This window comes from Tunicatimonas pelagia, assembly GCF_030506325.1.
Taxonomy (GTDB): domain Bacteria; phylum Bacteroidota; class Bacteroidia; order Cytophagales; family Cyclobacteriaceae; genus Tunicatimonas; species Tunicatimonas pelagia.
This window is the reverse complement of sequence record NZ_CP120683.1, coordinates 436916-457096: the sequence shown is the minus strand read 5'-3', so window position 1 is coordinate 457096 and position 20181 is coordinate 436916. Positions and strand designations below refer to the sequence as shown.

At 44.9% G+C, this 20181-nt stretch carries 15 protein-coding genes; 6 read left to right on the top strand and 9 right to left on the bottom strand.

The genetic code is table 11. The features are described from left to right. Positions 1 to 166: 166 nt before the first annotated feature. From P0M28_RS01830 to P0M28_RS01810, 5 genes are read right to left on the bottom strand one after another with little or no spacing between them, the layout of a single operon-like run. A complete protein-coding gene (locus tag P0M28_RS01830; RefSeq protein ID WP_302207712.1) occupies positions 167 to 2776 on the bottom strand; it encodes an ABC transporter permease in 2610 nt (869 codons plus the stop codon). Further along, entirely contained in the window at positions 2769 to 5366 is a 2598-nt protein-coding gene (locus P0M28_RS01825; RefSeq protein ID WP_302207711.1) for an ABC transporter permease, read from the bottom strand. Before P0M28_RS01825 ends, P0M28_RS01830 begins: the two co-directional genes overlap by 8 nt. Further along, positions 5359 to 8031, bottom strand: coding sequence for an ABC transporter permease (locus P0M28_RS01820; protein WP_302207710.1), 2673 nt, complete (start codon positions 8029 to 8031; stop codon positions 5359 to 5361). The genes P0M28_RS01825 and P0M28_RS01820 overlap by 8 nt, the downstream gene beginning before the upstream one ends. Beyond that, the gene (locus P0M28_RS01815; RefSeq protein WP_302207709.1) at positions 8024 to 10645 is read right to left on the bottom strand and encodes an ABC transporter permease; all 2622 of its coding nucleotides are present in this window, start codon (positions 10643 to 10645) and stop codon (positions 8024 to 8026) included. Before P0M28_RS01815 ends, P0M28_RS01820 begins: the two co-directional genes overlap by 8 nt. Before the next feature lie 6 nt (positions 10646 to 10651). Continuing rightward, positions 10652 to 10993, bottom strand: coding sequence for a PadR family transcriptional regulator (locus P0M28_RS01810; protein ID WP_302207708.1), 342 nt, complete (start codon positions 10991 to 10993; stop codon positions 10652 to 10654). A 289-nt stretch (positions 10994 to 11282) separates the two neighbouring features. Between P0M28_RS01810 and P0M28_RS01805 the strand changes: the two genes are divergently transcribed. Together P0M28_RS01805 and P0M28_RS01800 are read left to right on the top strand one after the other, a co-directional pair. Beyond that, entirely contained in the window at positions 11283 to 11960 is a 678-nt protein-coding gene (locus tag P0M28_RS01805) for a DUF2975 domain-containing protein (protein ID WP_302207707.1), read from the top strand. A 3-nt stretch (positions 11961 to 11963) separates the two neighbouring features. Continuing rightward, positions 11964 to 12170, top strand: coding sequence for a helix-turn-helix domain-containing protein (locus P0M28_RS01800; protein WP_302207706.1), 207 nt, complete (start codon positions 11964 to 11966; stop codon positions 12168 to 12170). A 26-nt stretch (positions 12171 to 12196) separates the two neighbouring features. Here P0M28_RS01800 and nadE read toward each other — a convergent pair whose 3' ends face one another. The 4 genes from nadE to P0M28_RS01780 are packed head-to-tail and all read right to left on the bottom strand — an operon-like array spanning position 12197 to position 16408. Then, a complete protein-coding gene (nadE, locus tag P0M28_RS01795) occupies positions 12197 to 14068 on the bottom strand; it encodes an NAD(+) synthase (protein ID WP_302207705.1) in 1872 nt (623 codons plus the stop codon). Between the two features lie 31 nt (positions 14069 to 14099). Further along, positions 14100 to 14894, bottom strand: a complete 795-nt coding sequence (rnc, locus tag P0M28_RS01790) for a ribonuclease III (RefSeq protein ID WP_302207704.1) — start codon at positions 14892 to 14894, stop codon at positions 14100 to 14102. Positions 14895 to 14896: 2 nt separating this feature from the next. Next, positions 14897 to 16150 carry a beta-ketoacyl-ACP synthase II gene (gene fabF / locus P0M28_RS01785; RefSeq protein WP_302207703.1) on the bottom strand — a complete coding sequence of 418 codons (1254 nt, stop codon included), beginning with the start codon at positions 16148 to 16150 and terminating at the stop codon, positions 14897 to 14899. Between the two features lie 21 nt (positions 16151 to 16171). Then, positions 16172 to 16408, bottom strand: a complete 237-nt coding sequence (locus P0M28_RS01780) for an acyl carrier protein (protein WP_302207702.1) — start codon at positions 16406 to 16408, stop codon at positions 16172 to 16174. Between the two features lie 148 nt (positions 16409 to 16556). Between P0M28_RS01780 and P0M28_RS01775 the strand changes: the two genes are divergently transcribed. The 4 genes from P0M28_RS01775 (at position 16557) to P0M28_RS01760 (ending at position 20179) form a co-directional block, all read left to right on the top strand. Continuing rightward, positions 16557 to 16979, top strand: coding sequence for an IPExxxVDY family protein (locus P0M28_RS01775; RefSeq protein WP_302207701.1), 423 nt, complete (start codon positions 16557 to 16559; stop codon positions 16977 to 16979). Between the two features lies 1 nt (position 16980). Next, complete coding sequence (pyk, locus tag P0M28_RS01770; protein WP_302207700.1) at positions 16981 to 18411, top strand: pyruvate kinase; 1431 nt, start codon at positions 16981 to 16983, stop codon at positions 18409 to 18411. An 85-nt stretch (positions 18412 to 18496) separates the two neighbouring features. Next, a complete protein-coding gene (gene obgE / locus P0M28_RS01765) occupies positions 18497 to 19489 on the top strand; it encodes a GTPase ObgE (RefSeq protein WP_302207699.1) in 993 nt (330 codons plus the stop codon). Positions 19490 to 19606: 117 nt separating this feature from the next. After that, on the top strand, positions 19607 to 20179 hold the full coding sequence (locus tag P0M28_RS01760) for a nucleotide exchange factor GrpE (RefSeq protein ID WP_302207698.1): 573 nt from the start codon (positions 19607 to 19609) through the stop codon (positions 20177 to 20179). The last annotated feature ends 2 nt before the right edge of the window (positions 20180 to 20181 follow it).

Here is a 20181-nt window from a genome sequence, read left to right as displayed (position 1 = left end):
TCTTAGAGAAGTGAGCAGTAGATACCTGAGCCTTAACTAATTTGATTGTTTTACTGGCGTTGCGTGGTCTATCCTGTAAGCCCACCTTTGTCTTTCATTCATAGTAATACCACTCCAAAGAATGCCCTTTAGCCAGAATTAATACTCACAAACTTATCATCTCCTGCTATTCCTCACTCAGGGTTTTAGCAGGGTTTACCCGAACTGCTCTTATTGTTTGGGAGCCAATCATTAACAGTGCTATTGTCAATACTCCCACCAGACCAGTCAATAGCTCCTTTAACCCAATCGGCGAATGGTAAGCTACATTAGAGAGCACTACTTGATCGAAAAACAGGTAGGTGATAGGTAGGGCAATAAGAGCCGAAATGATTAGTAAGTTGAAAAAGCTTTTGCTTAATAAATACATTAAACTGCCCTCACCAGCACCCAACACTTTACGGATGCTGATTTCCTTACGTTTAGTCTCGGTAGTAAACACTACCATTCCGAACAATCCTATGGAAGAAATGAGTACGGCTAAGAACGCCAGAAAGCCAATCACCTTTACCATCATTACGTAGGGACTATAGCTGTGTGCTAGTTGGTCATCATACAACTTTGCGTTTAACGGATGAACCGGATCTAGCTCCTTCCAGGCTCGTTCAATGTTTTCTAACGTTTCCGGCCAGTTGGTAGCTGAAATTTTTACGTTAAGGTATCGGCCAGGATCGGAAGAGTAACGAAAAACCACGGGCTTTATCGCATCTTCCAACGTTTCGTAATGAAAGTCTTTTACGACCCCTACAATTTCTGTCTCTTCACCATCCAAGGTTATCACTTCGCCCAATGCCTGAGAAGGATCATTTTCCCCAATTCCAAAGCGTTGCAGCAACTTCTCATTGACGATAGCTTGGCTCTGTTGATTAGATGTGAAATTTTTGCCTGCTACCATAGAATAGGCATGAAGCGGTAAATAATGCTCATCCACAAAGTTTTGCCACACACTCGTAGAGTCGTTGGGATCTTGATATTTTAAATGGGTACTCCACGCACTGCCCAGACTGCTCACCAGGGCGGATTGTGAAATTTCGCTTACGGCTGGTAGTGCGGCAAGCTTTTGCGTAAGAAGTTCCGCCTGGTTGCCCTGCAAATCAATGTTCAACACGTTTTCAGTGTTGAAGCCCAGGTCAAAAGCCAAAAAATTTTGGTATTGATGATAGCCGATTATGGTAGCAGTAATAAACATAAGTGAAAAAGTATACTGCGTGACGATCAGCGATTTACGCATTGTAACCCGTCGGAACGCCCGAAATGCCGGAAGCCCCTTCAGCACGTGTAGTACTTTTATTTGAGAAAAAAATACAGCGGGTAACACCCCGGCCATCATACCGATAACTACTGCTAACAGGCCAAACGACAATAGTAAGGTAGGGGAGAGGTCAAGGACTACATGTTTGTCGATATAGGAGTGTAAAGCAGTAAACTGTTGTTTTAACAGCAAGAACAATCCAAAAGAGCCAACCAGTGCCAATACTGAAACCATGACTGCCTCAGTGAGAAACTGACTAATTACCTGGCTTTTTCTAGCCCCCACTACTTTTCGGATACCTACCTCCCGAGAACGCTTTAAAGCTCTGGCCATAGAGAGATTGGCGTAGTTGAAACAAGCGGAGAGGATTACGACAAATGTCAGCCCGAGCAGTACCCACAAGGCGATATTATTCACCGATTTGCCTATTTCATTCGTTAAGGTACTCCCAATGGAAATTTTACTTAATGGTTGTAGGGAGAGCATGAACCTCCGGTTTTGGATCGCGGTATTTTCAGCGTCACTCAATTGATCCAGGCTGGCCTGTAGAGCTTGACGGCTCTGACCTTGGGGTAGTAGGAGGTAAACATGATTCATGAAAATGTTTTCCCACCCAGTAGCATCCTCATCGGCCTGCTGATTTTGAAGCTCAAAGGTAGCAAATGATACTAACGCCTCGAATTGAAGATGAGAGAGTTTGGGCGTAGCGGGCACCACCCCCGTAACCAGATAGTTAACCGTGTCAAATGTCACCGACTGCCCCACCACATCTGTTCTTCCGAATAGTTTTTCCGCCGCCGGCTCGGTCAACACTAACGAATAAGGTTCGGCTAGTGCCGTGGCGGGATCACCCTGTAGTAGGGGATAGGTGAACACGTTGAAAAATGAATGATCGGCCCATAATGCCTGCAAGGGCACTGTATGATCGCCCACCGCGGCATCACCACTAAACCCCCGGCGGAGTATTGTCAATGTGTCCACGTTTGATATGGTTTCCCGTATTTGATATCCGGCCTTTATTGAGGTAGATGCCAGGTTCATAGCGGGTCCGTTATCCGGTTGGTTCGTGGTAATCACCCGGTAGATTCGGTCTTTTTTCTTATGAAAATTATCATAGGATAGTAAGTCGGAAATGAAGGCAACCATCAATAAGCCGACCGACATGCTAACGGCCAGCCCCACCACATTGATGGTCGTGAATAGCTTGCTCCGCACCATATTGCGGTAGGAAGTTTTAAAATAATTCTTAAACATACTGTAGTGATTAGGTTGGTAAGAGGCACTCACTGATTTTATGATACTGGGACGAAATAGCAGCAAAACATCTAGGGCAAACTTGATGTTGGCTTTTCGTCTTCCTGATGCTTTTATCCGCTCTTCGTACAGTTCCAGCAGATCCCCTTCAATATATCTATGCAACTCTGGGTGACAGAACCAGCGGAAAAAACGAAGTATATATTTGGGTGGTGAAGGTTGTTTATTCATTTCTGAGGGAATCTACGGGGTTCATCTGGGCGGCTTTGATTGTTTGGAAGCCTACACTTAACCAGGCGATGAGTAAGGCTACCAGTCCAGCTCCGGCGAAGTACCACCATTCCAGCTCAATGCTGAAGGCAAAATCTTGCAGCCACTGCCGGGCAATAACGTAGCTGATGGGTAACGCAATAACAATGGCTACTAGCACCATCTTAGTAAAATCGCCGGATAGTAAACGAACAATGCCGAAGTCGCTAGACCCTAACACCTTGCGGATACCGATTTCTTTTACTCGCCGCTCAGCGGTAAACGTGGCTAATCCAAATAATCCCAGACAAGAAATGAGGATGGCGATACCGGCAAAATATTCGGATAAGGTTGAGACTCGTTGCTCAGCTTCGTATAACGCCTGATAGTTGTCATTCAGGAAGCGATAATCCAACACGAACCCCGGATTGTAGCTACTGTAAAGGTTTTGAAGTTCGGCTAGTGTTTCTTTTTCCCTTCCTGACTGTAGTTTAGCCATGATCCTGTTTTCAGAATTAGGCTGTATGACAAAACATAGCGGCTTTATTTCTTCGTGTAAAGACTCGAAGTGAAAGTCGTTGACTACCCCAATAATTTCCTTTTCGCCGAAAAATTCTACCGTACTACCGATTGGGGACGAAAGCCCCATCGCTTCAATAGCGGTTTCGTTAAATATGATTTTCGTGGTTTCGGCCCCGAAAGTCTGAGAGAAAGAACGCCCCTGTTTTACTTCTATGCCTAATGTTTCTAGCAAGTTATAGTTAGCGGTTACCACCTGAAATTGCGTCTCGTCATCCTGACTTTTCCCCGCCCAACTGATGCTTCCAACCGACCAGTTGTGCCCCACAATGCGGTGTCCGGTACTAGATGCGTTAAGAACACCGGGTATTTTCTTCATTTCTGTTAGAAAAGTTTCTTCGTTCCCTTTTAGTCTTCCGGTAATTGGAAAGTAGACTACATTATCTTTATCGTAACCCAAGTGCTGATTTTGAACAAAAGCAATTTGCCGGTTTACTACCCAGACGCTGACCATCAGAATAATAGAAAGGGTAAACTGAAATATGACCAATCCCTTCCGCGCCCAAGCCCCTTCGGAAGACGGAGTTAGCTTCCCCTTCAGTATGGTAATTGGTTTGAAGCCCGAAAGGTACAGTGCCGGATAAAGACCCGCTACTACGCCCGTAGCGAACGTGATGATAAGGGCGGATAAAATAAGGGGGCCATCAAAACCTAGCGTAAATTGCTTTCCGGTAATTTCGTTGAACGCCGGTAAGGCAAGAGCTACTAACAAGATAGCAACCGCCAGTGAAAAGAAACTGATTAGAACGGATTCACCGATGTACTGAAAAATCAGGTTCTTTCGTCCGGAACCGACTACCTTTTTTATACCAATTTCTTTTAGCCTTCTCGATGCCCGGGCGGTAGCTAAATTTACAAAGTTGATACTGGCAATAAGCAGAATGATGATCGCCACGACTGAGAATAATCTAACGTACTCTATCCGACCCCCAACTCGTACGCCATTTTCATACGAACCGTACAGGTAGTTATCCGAATAGCGCTGGAGCAGTATCGTACGATTGATATCGTGGCCAAACTTTTCTTTCAGCAGAGATTCCAGTTCGTTGTTAAATTGTTCAACATCGGCTCCCTCTCTCAGAATAGCAAAAACTAACGGGCCACTGCTTCCCCACTCATCTACCCAGGGTTTTTCATCTTTCAGGGCTTCAAAAGACAGCGCGAAGTCAAATTGTACGGAAGAACGGGCGGGGGTTCCTTTGAAAATACCCGAAACAATAAATTCTCGTTCCTGCTGAAATTCTACCGACTTGCCAACCGCCTCCTGAGCCGAATCAAAGAGCCGGGTAGCTAGCTCTTCGGAAAGCACAATAGAATTTTTGTCAGCCAGCACCTGATCTTTACTGCCGATAAGCAGTTCATAAGAAAAGATATTGAAGTAATCTTTACCAACATACTGTCCCGCTGCTAGTACGGCTTTCTCACCTACAGAAAGCGCGAGACGGCCATGATCAGCCCAGGAAACGGGACCGACGGCGGCCACATATTCTATCTGAGGCATTTCCTCCCGCAACAAATCAGCTACCGGCCCTCTAGTTTGAAAGGAAGTGTAAATACCTTCATCGCCGCGCTGCTTCTCCATTACCTGATAGAGTCGATCGTCTTTGGCATGAAACTTATCTACGTTTAGTTCGTCCTGCACCCATAAGAAAATGAGCAGAGCACAAGCCAAACCGGAAGACAGACCAATTAGATTAATAAAAAAGGTGCTTTTGTAGCGACGGAAGTTGCGGAAAGTAAGTAGTAAGTTGTGTTGTAACATAGCCGTATGATTCAAGGGTTGATCTCTTTTTAGTGGTTTAATAATTCCTGGTCGGAAGAGCAGCAGTACGTCCCAAGCGAACTTGATATTAGCAGTCCGTCTCCCTTTTTCCTTCACCCACTCTTTGTATAGCTCCAGCAGATCGCCTTCGATATACTTATGTAAATCCGGGTGGCAGAACCAGCGGAAGAAACGAAGGAGTAGTTTCGGTGGTGAAGGGTTGCTATTCATTTCTGAGGGAGTCTACAGGGTTGGCAAAGGATAACTTCAGAGCTTGTGAGCTGATCGTTAATAGTGTTATTCCAATGACCGCGAAAGCGGCTGCACCAAAAAACCACCAAGCCAACTCAATCCGATAGGCAAAGTCAGTTAGCCACTGTTGCATTATATACCAGGCGATGGGGAATGCGATTATTAGAGCAAAAAGCACTAGCTTCAGGAAGCCCCATGTCAATGAGAAGTAAATACTACTAACTGAGGCTCCTAGCACTTTACGAATACTCATCTCTTTGCTACGCTGCTCGGCCATAAATGCAGCCAGAGCAAATAAACCCGAACAGGCGACTATGACGGCTAAGAGAGCAAAAGTAAAAAACACCCGCTCCATTTGTTGGATATTGCCATACATCACCGCAAACCGCTCATCGAGAAAATCATACCGAATAGGTTGGGTGGGAGACAACTGATTCCAGATTTCTTCGATAGCCGGAAGCAGGTGAGACACATTTCCAGTGCGTACTTTTAGTGAAGCTATCGATGGGCTATTTCCAATTATCAGACATAACCCACCAATATTTTCCTTAAAAGATTGAAAATTAAAATCTTCTACTACTCCAATTATTTCAACTTTGTTGCCCCCGTCTCCGCCGTTCTTCTCAATCAGTTGGCCGATTGGATTATCCAATCCTAACTTTTGAGCGAGTGTTTCATTGATGATTGCTTTTTCCCGATTAAAACCTTTATTTCGAGAGAAGTCCTTACCCTTCAAAATGTTCATCCCCATCGCTCCCACGTAATCTTCGTCTACCTGCCATAATTGCCCCATCGCTTGGATTTCTCCTTTTTGTCCTTCTTTCCAAAAGCTTGTCCCATTTCGTTTTACTTCCGGGCCGGTAATTGGGAGGTAATCGCTCACCGATACTCGCTCTATATCCGGAAGCTTTAGTAGTTCAGTCTTTAGCGTTGCTACTTTGTTGCCCAATGTTTGAACCCCTTGCAACAGGATAACTTGATCTTTCTCAAACCCAATACTGGCATTGAGAATGAAATTCATTTGTTGGTTTACCACTAAGGTGCCGATTAGTAGTACGATGGTGATGCCGAACTGAAATACTACCAAGCCATTTCTCAGCTTAGCATTTCCACTGCCTTGTCGCATACTGCCCTTTAGTATTTTAGCTGGTTTGAAAGCAGATAGATAAAAAGCCGGATAGAGTCCCGAAGACACTCCTAAGAGCAACGCAACCAAAAATATGCTCGGAACAAACCATATCTGCTTCCAGGGAAAAATGAGCGACTTCGCTGCTAGCGAATTAAAGTAGGGTAGGAGTAGCCAAGCTAGTAGTACGCCTACCAGGAACCCAATCATGCTAAAGAGAACTGATTCGGCCAAGAACTGTTGAACTAAGTTACTACGAAGTGAACCCAGCGTTTTTCTCAAGCCTACTTCCTTCGCTCGGTTTGCAGATTTAGCGGTGGATAAATTAATAAAGTTAATGCTCGCCAGAGACAGAATGAAGAAAGCAATAGCTCCAAATAACCATACCAGCTTGATGTCTCCGCTAGCTAGCATATCATCGGTATGCGTAGAATTGAGATGAACGTCTCGGATTGGTTGAAGGTGAAATTTAAAGTTTTCTTGGATAGACTCCGGTTCTATCTCCAGAACTGCTGAAATTGCGGGAGTGCAATAATCTAGCAGGATGGTAGCTAGCTTAGATTCGAGTTGAACTACATTCGTTCCGGGAGCTATCTTTACATAGGTAAAATAGTTGGTGTTGAGCCAAGACTGTTGCTCTTCTTTCCAAAATTCCTGTTCGCTCAGCGTTAGTAAAAAGTCAAAATTCAGGTGACTGTTCTCAGGAAAGTCCTCTATGACCCCGTCTATCGTGTAAGGATGTTTGTTGTCTTCGTTGAAAATGAGTACTTTCCCCAAGGCACTTTCTCCCGGAAAATAGAGATTAGCTTTACTCTTTGTAATCACTACGGTAGCAGGCTTGGAAAGTGCGCGATGAAGGTTGCCCTCCACCATCACAGGTTGAAGTACTTTTAATAACTCTGGATCAGCATAGGCTGTATGCTCTTCATACCGACTACTCTGCTGGTTCTCGAAGCGAACTTCCTTACCCCCCGCCCCCATGAAAGAGTAGGGGTTGAGCCGTCCGGCTATTTCTACTTCGGGGAAGTCACTGGTTAACTTTGCTGCTAAAGGGGCTTGGGTAGCTACCCCGAAACCATGCTCTCCGTGATAGCTGTACTCGAATAGTACTCGGTAGATGCGATCACTATCGGGATAATGCATGTCGTAGCTAAGCTCATTCTTGATGAATAAAGTGATTAACAAACATGCAGCAATGCCGATGGCTAGTCCTCCGGTCTTGATAGCTGAGTATAGTTTGTGAGCAAGCATATTTCGCCAACTAATTTTGAAATAGCTTTTAAACATAGCGGTATAATTTAAGAGGTAAGGTTGTTGTACTGGTCGGATAATTCCTGGCCTAAAAAGCAGCAATACATCCAGAGCAAACTGGATATTCGCTTTTCGTCTTCCTGATGCTTCCATCCGCTCTTCGTACAGCTCTAGCAGATCCCCCTCAATAAATCTATGCAACTCTGGGTGGCAGAACCAGCGAAAGAAACGAAGGAGTAGTTTTGGTGGCGAAGGCTTATTATTCATTTCTGAGGGAGTCTACGGGGTTGGCGAGGGCGGCTTTGACCGATTGCCAACTCACAGTAAGCCAGGCAATGAGTAAAGCGCCGGTTCCGGATAGTACGAAAATCAAGGGGGCAATGTCGGTGTGATACGCGAATCCTTCTAACCACTTTTGCACGATGAGATACGCGACGGGAGTGGCAATGCCGAAGGCAATTACGACCAGTTTGGTAAAATCTTTCGATAGTAGCAGGATAAGATGACTTTCTGAAGCACCCATCACTTTGCGGATACCAACCTCTTTAGTGCGCTGCTCAGCCATAAACGTAGCCAACCCGAGCAGTCCCAGACAAGCCACGGCGATAGCCAGTCCGGTGAAAATAGAAAACACTTTGCCCAATCGCTGCTCGGCTCGGAACAAAGCGTCGTAGTTATCGTCCAGAAAAGCGTACTGAAAGGGTTGATCCGGAGCATACTGTTCCCACAGGCTTTCTATTTGTTCCACCGTGGCTGATACATCTTTACCGCTAATTCGGGCCGAAAGATAAGAACCTCGGGTAGTGAGGGTTAAAGCCAAAGGCTGTATTTCATTTCGTAAGCTCTCGAAGTTAAAGTCCTTAACTATTCCGATTACTCGATAAGTTCTACCCGAACCGGTATGCACCACTTCTTCATTCAATAGATTCTTCGAGCCAAATGACTTGGCGGCGGCTTCATTAAGCAGAATAGCTGTGGTATCAGTGGAGAAGTCTTGGGAGAAATTTCTGCCTTCCAGCAGTTCAATTTGCATCGTAGGTAGATAGTCATAGTCAACCTCATATATACGCAAGATAGCATCTTCTTCGGTAGTAGCTTTTCTGAAAATCGTTGTACTAATTGTGCCCGGTGGAATTCTGTTAGAAACACTGGCATTCACTATTTGCGATTTATCTAATAAAGCTAGTCTGAAAGCTGCTTGCTGGTTACCGGTCAGACGTTGCGCTCCATACACGATCAGTACGTTCTCTTTAGTAAGCCCTAAGTTTTTTGCTTGAGCGTATTCCAATTGCCGATATACTAGTAATGTACAGATAATCAGTGTAATGGAAACAAAGAACTGAAACACCACCAGCGTATTCCGAATTCCACTACTTCGTGCACCGGCTTTCAGCTTTCCCTTGAGCACTTCTACCGGACGGAAAGATGAGAGATAAAATGCGGGGTAACTGCCCGCCAGCATTCCTACGACTAGCATCAATCCTAGTAAGCTAAGTAGGAACCAGGGTTGGGTGAAAAGAGCAGATGATATTTCTCTACCAGCAATATTGCCAAAAGAAGGAAGTAATAGATTAGTAGCCACTACAGCTAAGCTAGTAGCTATTAGGCTCAATACGACCGATTCGGTCATAAATTGTCCCACCAAACTGGAGCGTAATGATCCCAGTGTTTTGCGTACTCCTACTTCCTTCGCCCGATTAGCCGCACGGGCGGTAGCTAGGTTCATAAAGTTGATGCAGGCCAGCAGAATAATGAAAAAGGCGATAGCACCGAAAATATATACGTAGGTAATATCGCCGTTGGGTTCTAACTCTTGCCTCAGATTAGAGTGTAGATGAATGTCCAACAGTGGTTGTAGAAAGTAGCCATACTGAATACCCTGTTGTTCAGCAAATGTTTCTAAAGAAACTCCCAAGTATCGCTCTAATGCCGGCCCTACGTATTTTTTCACTAGTCCCGGAAACTTAGCTTCTATTGATTCGGGAGGAGCACCTTCGTGCAACAAAAGATAGGTAACAAAGCTATTGCTGAACCAATCATCAACTCGGCTTAATGCTAGCGAAGCCATCGGTCGTAGCATATTGAAGTGGAAGTGCACGTTTGAAGGGAGGTTTTCTACCACCCCAGTTACCTTATGTGGTATCTTTCCGTCACCTACGAGTAAGATATTACCTAGAGCGGGCTCGTCTTCAAAGTATTTATGAGCCATCTCTTCGGTAATAACCAAGGTATTAGGTTCAGTCAGGGCGGTGGTGGGGTCGCCTGCTAGAAGTTTAAAACTAAAGACATCAAAAAAGGTAGAATCAGCAAAGTAAATCTTCTCCTCAACAATGGTGATTTCATCATAGCGGATCGTCTGGGTACTGAGAAAATGACAGATATGAGTGGCACTTTCTACTTCTGGTAACTCCTCTACCGCGGTAAATGCTAACGGGGCAGTAGTAACTATATCTCCTGCTTCTAAACTTTTCAATCCGACCCGGTAAATTCGGTCGGCCTTGGTATGCATAGTATCGTAGCTCAGCTCGTGGTGAATGTATAGGACGATCAGTAGGCAGGAGGTAAGCCCGATAGATAATCCTAGAATGTTGATACCCGCGTAAAATTTTCTTTTCGCTAGGTTACGAAAGGCAATGGTAAAATAGCTTTTAAGCATAGCCGTATGAATTATAGATTGATGTTGTGTAAACGGTCGGATAATACTGAGCCGGAAAAGCAACAAGACATCCAAGGCAAACTTGATATTGGCTTTTCGTCTTCCTGATGTCTTCACCCGTTCTTCGTACAGCTCCAGCAGGTCGCCTTCGATATACTTGTGTAAATCCGGGTGGCAAAACCAGCGGAAGAAGCGGAGAAGAAATTTGGGTGGGGTGGGGCGCATACCGGTTTAACGTAGATATTTCACATCCAGGGCTACCTTGGGAATAGCATCCCACAGCGCATTGCGGGTGCTTCTTACGTACTCCAGGGCTTGCTTGCCGTAGGCGGTAATCTCGAAGTACCGCTTGGGCCTTCCTGCCCGCTCTTGGGTAGCTTCTCCCGAATACGAGCGTAAGTAGCCTTTGTCTTCCAGTCGCTTTAGAGCGGATTGTAAAGCACCAACACTGACCGAGCGATCTAACCGCTCTTCAATTTCTTTTTTGATAGAAACCCCGTAAGCGTCTCCGTGTAGCACACCTACGGTGAGCATGACAATTTCTTCAAATTCACCGAGCTGAAATTTCTTCATGGATGTGACTAGTTAGGGGTGGTAACCAAGATAATTAACGCACTTGCAACAATTAATTCTTAAATGTAGTATTATGTAGAATAATTTCCTAATTGTAGTATAATTACTTTTAGGGTATGCTACAGATGTAACCTTTGCACTAGCAAAAGTGAAGCTTTCGGTCGCGAAGAAGAATGTTCTTTTGTAGGAGCGAAGTGCTAGTTTAATGTCCTAAAAAAAATTATTGTTTATCAATAATTTGAGAATAATTTATTATTATTGTTTATCAATAATTAATAATCAAAAAACGATGAGAAAGATACCGCTCTTAACCGCTTGGAAATGGGTTTTAGTATTGTTTCAGCTATTATTTATAGTTATACCTATAGCACTCGTTATTTCAATATATCAGATGGAAGATAATGGTCCGGTCTCTACTAAGCTGAGATATTCCGGTATTTCTTTCCTACCGGAAGACCAAAAAATTATAAACGGATCAGAATCGGTTTCAATAGTTTTCAAGAAAGACCCAACAGTCTCGCCTGAAATTCTGATTAGTGAAACTGAAATTCTTTTAGAAATGGAGGTTCCAATGTTTGGGGTTAATATCATTTATTTAGCTATTTTACCAGTATTTCTAGCAATTCTTGGGCTGGAACAGCTTAAAAGAATGATTAAGACCGTAGAGTCAGGTACTCCATTTGTACGGATCAATGTTTGGCGGATTTATATCTTGTCAACACTATTTTTCTTAGTACCTCTTATTGCTAACCTCAGTTCTTATCTACAAAAACGATGGTTCATCGCTAATTTCGAATTTTCGGGTATGATACTAAAAGATAATTCAACGGATTTCTTAAGTATGATAGTGGAAGGTATTTCTTTTGATTTTTCTCCGTGGTTTGTACCTGGCGTTCTTCTTTTAACGATTGGTAAAATCTTGGAGCAAGGAATAAAAATTCAAGAAGAGCAAGATTTAACTGTTTGAGTGATGCCCATTATCGTAAATCTTGACGTGGTGATGGCTCAGCGGAAGATACGCTCTAAAGACTTAGCGGAAAAACTTGGTATCACCGAAGCTAACTTGTCAATTCTGAAAACAGGCAAAGCCAAAGCAGTGAGGTTTTCCACTTTAGATGCGATTTGTGATGCCCTGGATTGCCAACCCGGAGATATTTTGGAGTACAAAAAGGAGTAAGGATTAAGTGGTTGAACATAATTAAACTAAAGGTTCTTCAACTCAGCCAGTTCCTCCTGAAAACCACCTGATAAAATAGGGAAGCGGCACCACGAGCGGGGATCAACATTGAAATCATCCATATGAAAAGAAGGAGCAATCCGCTCTCGTTTCCACTGGTTGCGCGACCATAACTGAAAAAACTTTGTGATGTAAGCCTTCAGCAGTTGGTCTTCTACAATTCCTTCCTCTTGCATAATCTGATAAACTGCTAAGGGACCGTGGCGATCGCGGATTGCCAAGCGTTCAATTTCTACCAGAATAGCGTAGGGCATCAGATCAGATTCGTCGGTTTGAGACTGTTCTAACGGACGGAGTTCAGCGGTAGGATTTAAGCGGTTCACTGGATGTAGTCCCGGATAATCTAAATGTTCTTCAGCCCACTTTAGCCATTGAATAAGAAAGTGTTTGTCTACTCCAGCAATGGGAGCAATGCTACCGCTGGTATCGCCGTCCATCGTGGTGTAGCCCACGTCGCCCTCGCTACGGTTAGAGGTGGTGAGCAACAGCGCGTTATGAATATTCGCTAACATCCAAATGGCGGGGTTGCGGGCTCGAGCTTGTACATTCTGCAATGCAATATCATCCTGCTCCCAGGTAAGCTCCCGGCGTAGAGCTTCCTCAATTTTTTGGGTATAGCCCCCTACTTCATCATCAATCTTCCACTCATGAAACGTTGCCCCCACGGAATCAGCTAAGATTTGAGCCGCCTTCAAAGTATTCTCAGAAGAGTTAACCGTGCCTTGGTAGGCCGTGGTGAGTAACTTCCTAGTCAGTTGGCGCAGAGCTTGTTGTGCGTCCAACGCCTCCAATTCCGGTAGGGTAGAGGCCATGCCTAACTTATTCAGAAAGCTGGCTAAGCCTAGCTCCCGCACTCCGCGCCGAACCATTTCCGAGACCAGTACCGCACAGCTAGACGAATCGGCTCCTCCACTTAGCGAAAGCACGAACCCTCGAGAACGGCTTTTTCGAAGATAATCGAATAGAGCTAGGCTTTCGGCTTTGGTAAATTCAATTTCTTTATCGTACTCGTCGGTAACCGCTGCCATTTCGGACTTAGACTTATTCGCAAAATTTATTTTGCAACAAACCAAATTAATATCCTGAAATGATAAGCGATTATTTTTTTTGAGTAACTTACCCTGCTGGGCGATCAGAATTTCGCCGTCGTACACCATTCGTCCGGCCTCATTACCCAAGAGGTTAACAAACAGATAAGTACAGTTGAAGTCTTCGGAACCGCCAATGACCAAGCGCTCCCGAAGCCGCGTTTTACCAAACGCAAAGTGGCTGGCGCTGGGGTTGAGAATAAGGTCAACGTTACGGGTTCGGTGAATCCAGCCCGGACGAAGGTTTTCGCGCCAAGCATCTTCGCAAATTTCAAATGCAATCCGGATGCCAAGCACATCGTAGGTTACATCACCAAAATCATATAGTTGTCCGTTAATTTCAATTTGCTCTTGCTGATAAGCAGGCCAAGGAGTAAACCACCGAGGTTCGTAGTGTACGCCATCGTTGGCTAAAAACTGCTTGACGGTAAAGCCTAAAATCGTTTGATCGTGAATTAAGCAAGCGGTATCGTAGCGTTTTCCGCGGTAAAGAATGGGCAGACTGACGGCTACCGTAATATTTTGGCAAGCCGATACGATGCGGGGTAAAATCCTCAATGCTTTTTCGTAGACCCAATCACTTAGAAAAAGATCTTCACAGCCGTATCCGGTAACACAAAGTTCGGGTAAGCACAGAATATCAACCTGCTGCTCTCGGGCTATTTCAATAGCTTCCAGGATACGCGATACGTTCCCTTCCCAGTCGATGGGAGTTTGATTGAGGGCAGCTCCGGCTACGGTGAGCTTCATAGGCGCAGGGATAAAATAAACGTTACTTTTGCTACTCAAATTCAGGCTCTAGTTCCTGAATGGCTTTTTCAGAAGCGCGCTGTTCGGCTTTCTTTTTACTATAACCACTTCCCTGGCAGATAGGTTTTTCATCAAGGAACAATTGCGCGATAAACTCGCGCTGGTGGCTGGTGCCTCGGGTATCTACAATCTCAAAACGAACCTGATGATTATGCTTCTGTGCCCATTCAATAATCATGCTTTTGAAGTTCGTATTGTTGTTAACAATCGTAGAAAGATCGAAGTGGGGAATTAGAATTCGGTTCAGAACAAACCTTCGGCAAAAAGCAAATCCATGATCTAGGTATACCGCTCCAACTAAGGCTTCCAGTGTATTTCCGTTGATAGACTTGTGGGCCCGATGGCCACCCCGGTGCGAACTGTCGTACTCTACCAGTTGATCTACTCCAATTTTACGCGCCACGCCATTGAGCGATTCGCGGTTCACAATACGTGCTCGGATTTCGGTTAAGAAGCCTTCATCCCGGAAGGGGAATTTTTTGAAGAGATATTCAGCCACTACTGTCGAGAGCACCGCATCGCCTAAGTACTCCAAACGTTCGTTAGATTCTTTTAATCCGTAACGATTGCGCTTAGCTACCGATACGTGTTTAAAGGCCAGTTGGTATAAGCCCAGGTTGGCAGGAGGTCGCCCCACCATTTGGTAGACACATCGCGAAATTTTTCGTTCTTTATCATCAGGAATTGCCAGGGCTGCTACCGGGGGAATAGCAAGCAGCAACGTACGGGTTAGAGAAATCAGACGACCTACGAAGGAACCCGCCACGTCTATTTCTCAAATTTGCGAAAGATCATCGATGTATTGTGCCCTCCGAACCCGAAAGTATTGCTGATGGCCGTAACTACTTCTCGCTCCTGGGCTTGATTGAACGTCAGATTCAAGCGGTCGTTAATCTGCTCGTCATCAGTAAAATGATTGATGGTAGGCGGAATCAAGTTATGGTTAATAGCCATAATGCAAGCAATAGCTTCAATGCCTCCGGCTGCGCCGAGTAGATGACCGGTCATAGACTTGGTGGAGCTAATGTTAAGATCAAAAGCATGATCGCCGAACACATCAATGATGGCATTTACTTCGCTGATGTCGCCTAACGGGGTGGAAGTTCCGTGTACGTTGATGTAGTCTACCGTTTCGGGAGAAACTCCGGCATCCTCCAATGCGTTTTGCATCACTTTTTTTACTCCTACTCCTTCGGGGTGAGGAGCGGTAATGTGGTGAGCATCGGCGGTCATGCCGTTACCTAAGATCTCAGCGTAAATCTTGGCTCCTCGAGCTTGAGCGTGTTCTAACTCTTCTAAAACTAATGCTCCGGCACCCTCGCCCAGCACAAACCCTTCCCGATCTTTATCAAACGGACGCGAAGCAGTTTCTGGAGAGTCATTGCGTTCTGATAGTGCTTTCATAGCCCCAAAACCTCCTACGCCCGCTTCGCAAACGGCGGCTTCCGAACCACCCGAGACGATAGCATCGGCCTTACCTAGCTTAATGTAGGTGTAAGCATCAATTAGAGCGTGCGTAGCCGAAGCACACGCGGAAACGGTAGCGAAATTTGGCCCTCGAAACCCGTATTTGATTGAGATATGCCCGGGGGTAATATCTATAATCATTTTGGGGATGAAGAACGGATTGAAGCGAGGGGTGCCGTCGCCCTGGGCAAACTGCATCACCTCCTGCTGAAACGTAATAAGGCCACCAATGCCCGACCCCCAAATAACGCCAACCCGATCAGGGTCAACCGCACTCTGAACCAAGCCAGCATCGGCTACTGCCTCATCGGCAGCAACTATTGCGTACTGAGCGCAAGGATCCAGCTTTCGAGCTTCCTTGCGGTCGAAATGATCGTTAGGGTTAAAATTTTTCAGCTCACAGGCGAACTTGGTTTTGAACTTCTCAGTATCAAAATGCGTGATATTGGCTGAACCACTTACTCCCTGCGATAATCCTTGCCAATAGTCGGCTACTGAATTACCAATGGGAGTAAGTGCCCCCAATCCCGTTACAACAACTCTCCGAGACTTCATACAAAAGGGAAAAGTGATCTACTAGTTTACGTTCTCTTCCAAGTAAGAGATAGCTTGCCCTACTGTGGCAATGTTTTCGGCTTGGTCGTCAGGAATAGAAATATTAAACTCCTTCTCGAATTCCATAATAAGCTCTACAGTATCTAAAGAATCAGCACCTAGATCATTGGTAAAGCTAGCATCGGGAGTAACCTCAGATTCTTCCACTCCTAGCTTGTCGATGATGATTCCTTTTACTTTCTGTGCAATTTCAGACATATTGGTTGCATTTATAGTTAACGGCGCAAAGAAAGAGATTTAATGTAATAATGTCAAACGAAAGTTTTTCAATCTTTTTTTGGTGCCTAAGTGCAAACTTGAAAAATTTAGCCCTAGTTTCGCAACTAACTGAGCCTAAATTTTATTTGTGTATACGCAGTTAGATACCGACTTTCAGTACGACTTTATTTTGTTCGGTCTCAGTTCTAGCTCCAAAGAGTATAAGTTGGCCTGGGCATTGAACCAAAGTTGCTACTGCCATTTTATAAAAGTGCCTGATATTACGCTGAATGTCACCATTGACTCAGTAGCTTCATTTTCGCACTTTTGTTACCAGCGAGGTACGCAAACCTGGCGTTTATTGAGAAACGAAGCCTTTACAGAGAACCAGGAAATTGCGTTGCTGCTACCGGAGCTGGCACAGTGGAATTTTTTGCTCCGACTTGATGATCCGGGCAACCATATATCCTTACGTCAGCTCCATCAGAACCTGAAAATAACCCCCGATATCAAGGGCTTTTCACAAATTTCGGTAGATTTACTCCCAAATAAAGATAACCTATTGTTTTAGTATGGATCATTTACCTTCTAACAAAACTAAAATTGTGGCTACCATTGGCCCAGCAACCAATAATAAGGAAATGCTTATTGAACTGGTTAAGGCGGGAGTAGGGGTTTTTCGGCTCAATTTTTCCCACGGAAACCACACTGGGCACCAACAAGTAATAAAGTACATCCGGGAAGTAAATGAAGAATTGGGGACGAACGTGTGCATTCTTCAGGATTTGCAGGGGCCTAAAATTCGGATTGGTGAAGTGGAAAACGGCGAGGTAGAGATTACCCCCGGTCAAACCCTAACCATTACCTGCAAAGAGATGTTAGGCACCGCTCAGAAGGTAAGCACTACGTATACTTCCCTGTCTACTGATGTAGAAATTGGTGATACCATACTGGTTGATGATGGCAAAATTGAACTACGGGTAACTGAATCATCAGGCGATGAGGTAAAGGCAACAGTAATTTACGGCGGTGCCTTAAAATCGCGCAAGGGTATGAACCTGCCGGATACTAAAATTTCGGCACCCTCACTCACCGAGAAAGACAAAAAAGACCTGCTCTTCGGATTAGAACATGATGTTGATTGGATTGCGCTTTCATTTGTCCGTTATGCCAGTGATATCTACGATTTGAAGGACATCATTGCAGAAAAGGGAAAGGAGCCAAAGGTGATTGCCAAAATTGAAAAGCCGGAGGCATTACGCAATATCGACGAAATTATTAGTGCTACCGATGGGCTGATGGTTGCCCGGGGCGACCTAGGAGTGGAAATTGCGATGGAAGATGTGCCTATGGCGCAAAAGATGATGGTAGAAAAGTGCAACGCGGCTTCTAAGCCAGTAATTATTGCTACCCAAATGATGGAGAGCATGATTGAAAATCCGCGACCTACGCGAGCCGAAACCAACGATGTGGCGAATGCCGTATTAGACGGCGCCGATGCCATTATGCTCTCGGCCGAAACAGCTTCCGGGAAGTACCCGATACAAACGGTGAAGAGTATGGTGCGGACTATTTTAGCCGTAGAAAAACAAGACGATGTGTATGACAAGCTATCACATATCCCAGCTGATTCGCCTACCTTTAATAATGATAACTTAGTGCGTACGGCTTGTCGCCTGAGTAAAGAAGTGAATGCCAATGCCATCATCGGAATGACTAAATCTGGCTACACTGGGTTCAGAATTTCGGGGCACCGACCAAAGGCCAATATCTTCATTTTTACTTCTAACCGTCGGTTGCTCAATATTATTAATCTCTACTGGGGGCTACGGGGCTTCTATTACGATGGCACCCGCTCTACCGACGAAACTTTCGATGATCTGGAAAAGATACTGCGGGCTAAAGGGTTGCTGCATCATAATGATACCTACATTAGCACCGCTAGTATGCCCCTGCACTGGGAAGATCGCACCAACATGGTGAGAATTCAAGTAGTAAAGTAGTGAATAATGATTAATGACTGATGAATGAATAGTTTACTACCAATTGTCGTTAATCATTATTCATACATCATTAGTCACTAATCATATGTCCTCGCCTAACTTTATTGATTACGTAAAATTTCATGCCCGCTCGGGGCGGGGAGGAGCAGGTTCAGCTCACTTTCGGCGGGAGAAGTTTGTGCCGAAAGGTGGTCCCGATGGCGGAGATGGTGGTCGGGGTGGTCATATCATCTTGCGAGGCAATGCTCAACTCTGGACATTGCTACACCTAAAGTACCGTAAGCACGTAATGGCTAAAAACGGTGAAGGAGGTGGCCCCTCGCGGAAGAGTGGGGCGCAAGGGGAAGACATAGTATTAGAGGTGCCGCTTGGTACCATCGCCCGACTGGAAGAGACGGAAGAAAAAGTAGCGGAAATTACGGAAGATGGGCAGGAAGTAATTATCCTGGAAGGGGGACGAGGCGGTTTGGGCAACGACCATTTCAAATCCTCCACCAACCAATCTCCCCGTTACGCTCAGCCCGGTGAACCTGAACGGGAGGCATGGTTTATATTAGAACTAAAAGTACTGGCTGATGTAGGATTAATCGGCTTTCCGAATGCGGGTAAATCTACTTTGCTATCGGTAGTTTCAGCAGCCAAACCCGAAATTGCTGACTATCCATTCACTACGCTTACGCCTAACCTGGGCGTAGTGGAGTACCGCGATTTTCAATCTTTTGTGGTAGCTGATATTCCGGGAATTATTGAAGGAGCTGCCGAAGGCAAGGGGCTGGGAACCCGCTTTCTTCGCCATATTGAGCGGAATTCTATCCTGCTGTTCGTTATTCCGGCTGACACTGACGACATCAACCAAGAATACCGAACACTGCTAAACGAGTTGGAAACGTACAATCCGGAAATGATGGATAAGAAACGCTTGTTAGCGATCTCTAAAGCTGACCTGCTGGATGAGGAACTTCAAGAGGCAATTCGAGCTGAGATAGATGTTCCAATTTCTTTTTTATTTATTTCTTCGGCTCAGAGCTACCAAATTGATGAATTGAAAGATGTAATCTGGCGAACATTACATACCTAATGCTGCCAATCTGTCATAAAAAGAAGCTTGGCAAAAAAGTTGTCGTTTCCCCCCGTGTTCTTGAACCAAAAGTTTTAAACGATAGTAGATAAAGAGAATAAAAATCTGCAAGACACCATGACTGACGATAAAACTACGAACGAAGAAATAGAACGCGATATTTCTGAAGAAGAAACTGGCGAAATGGAAGGCTCTAAGAACCCATTCGATGAGGTAGAAGAAAAAGAGGAGAAGCCAACTGAGGAAGAAGATCCCAACATTGCCGTGGCTGAAGCCAAAGATAAGTATTTGCGCCTTTATGCCGAATTTGAAAATTACCGTCGGCGTACGGCCAAAGAGCGACTTGAGTTAATTAAGACTGCCAGTGAGGACATTATGTCGGCTTTGATTCCGGTGATTGATGATTTTGAGCGTTCACTTGATATTTTCAAAGAAAATGAAGCAGTAGCACCCATGTACGAGGGAATTCAGCTGGTGCATCAGAAAATGGTGAAAATATTGGAGCAAAAAGGCCTTACCCGAATGGAGGTAGCGCAAGGAAGCGATTTCGATAGTGAGTACCACGAAGCCGTAGTGCAAACTCCGGCACCCAGTGAAGAATTAAAGGGAAAGGTAGTCGACGTTATTGAGAGCGGTTACTTTATTGGAGAGAAAGTATTGCGTTACGCAAAGGTTGTGATTGGATCGTAATA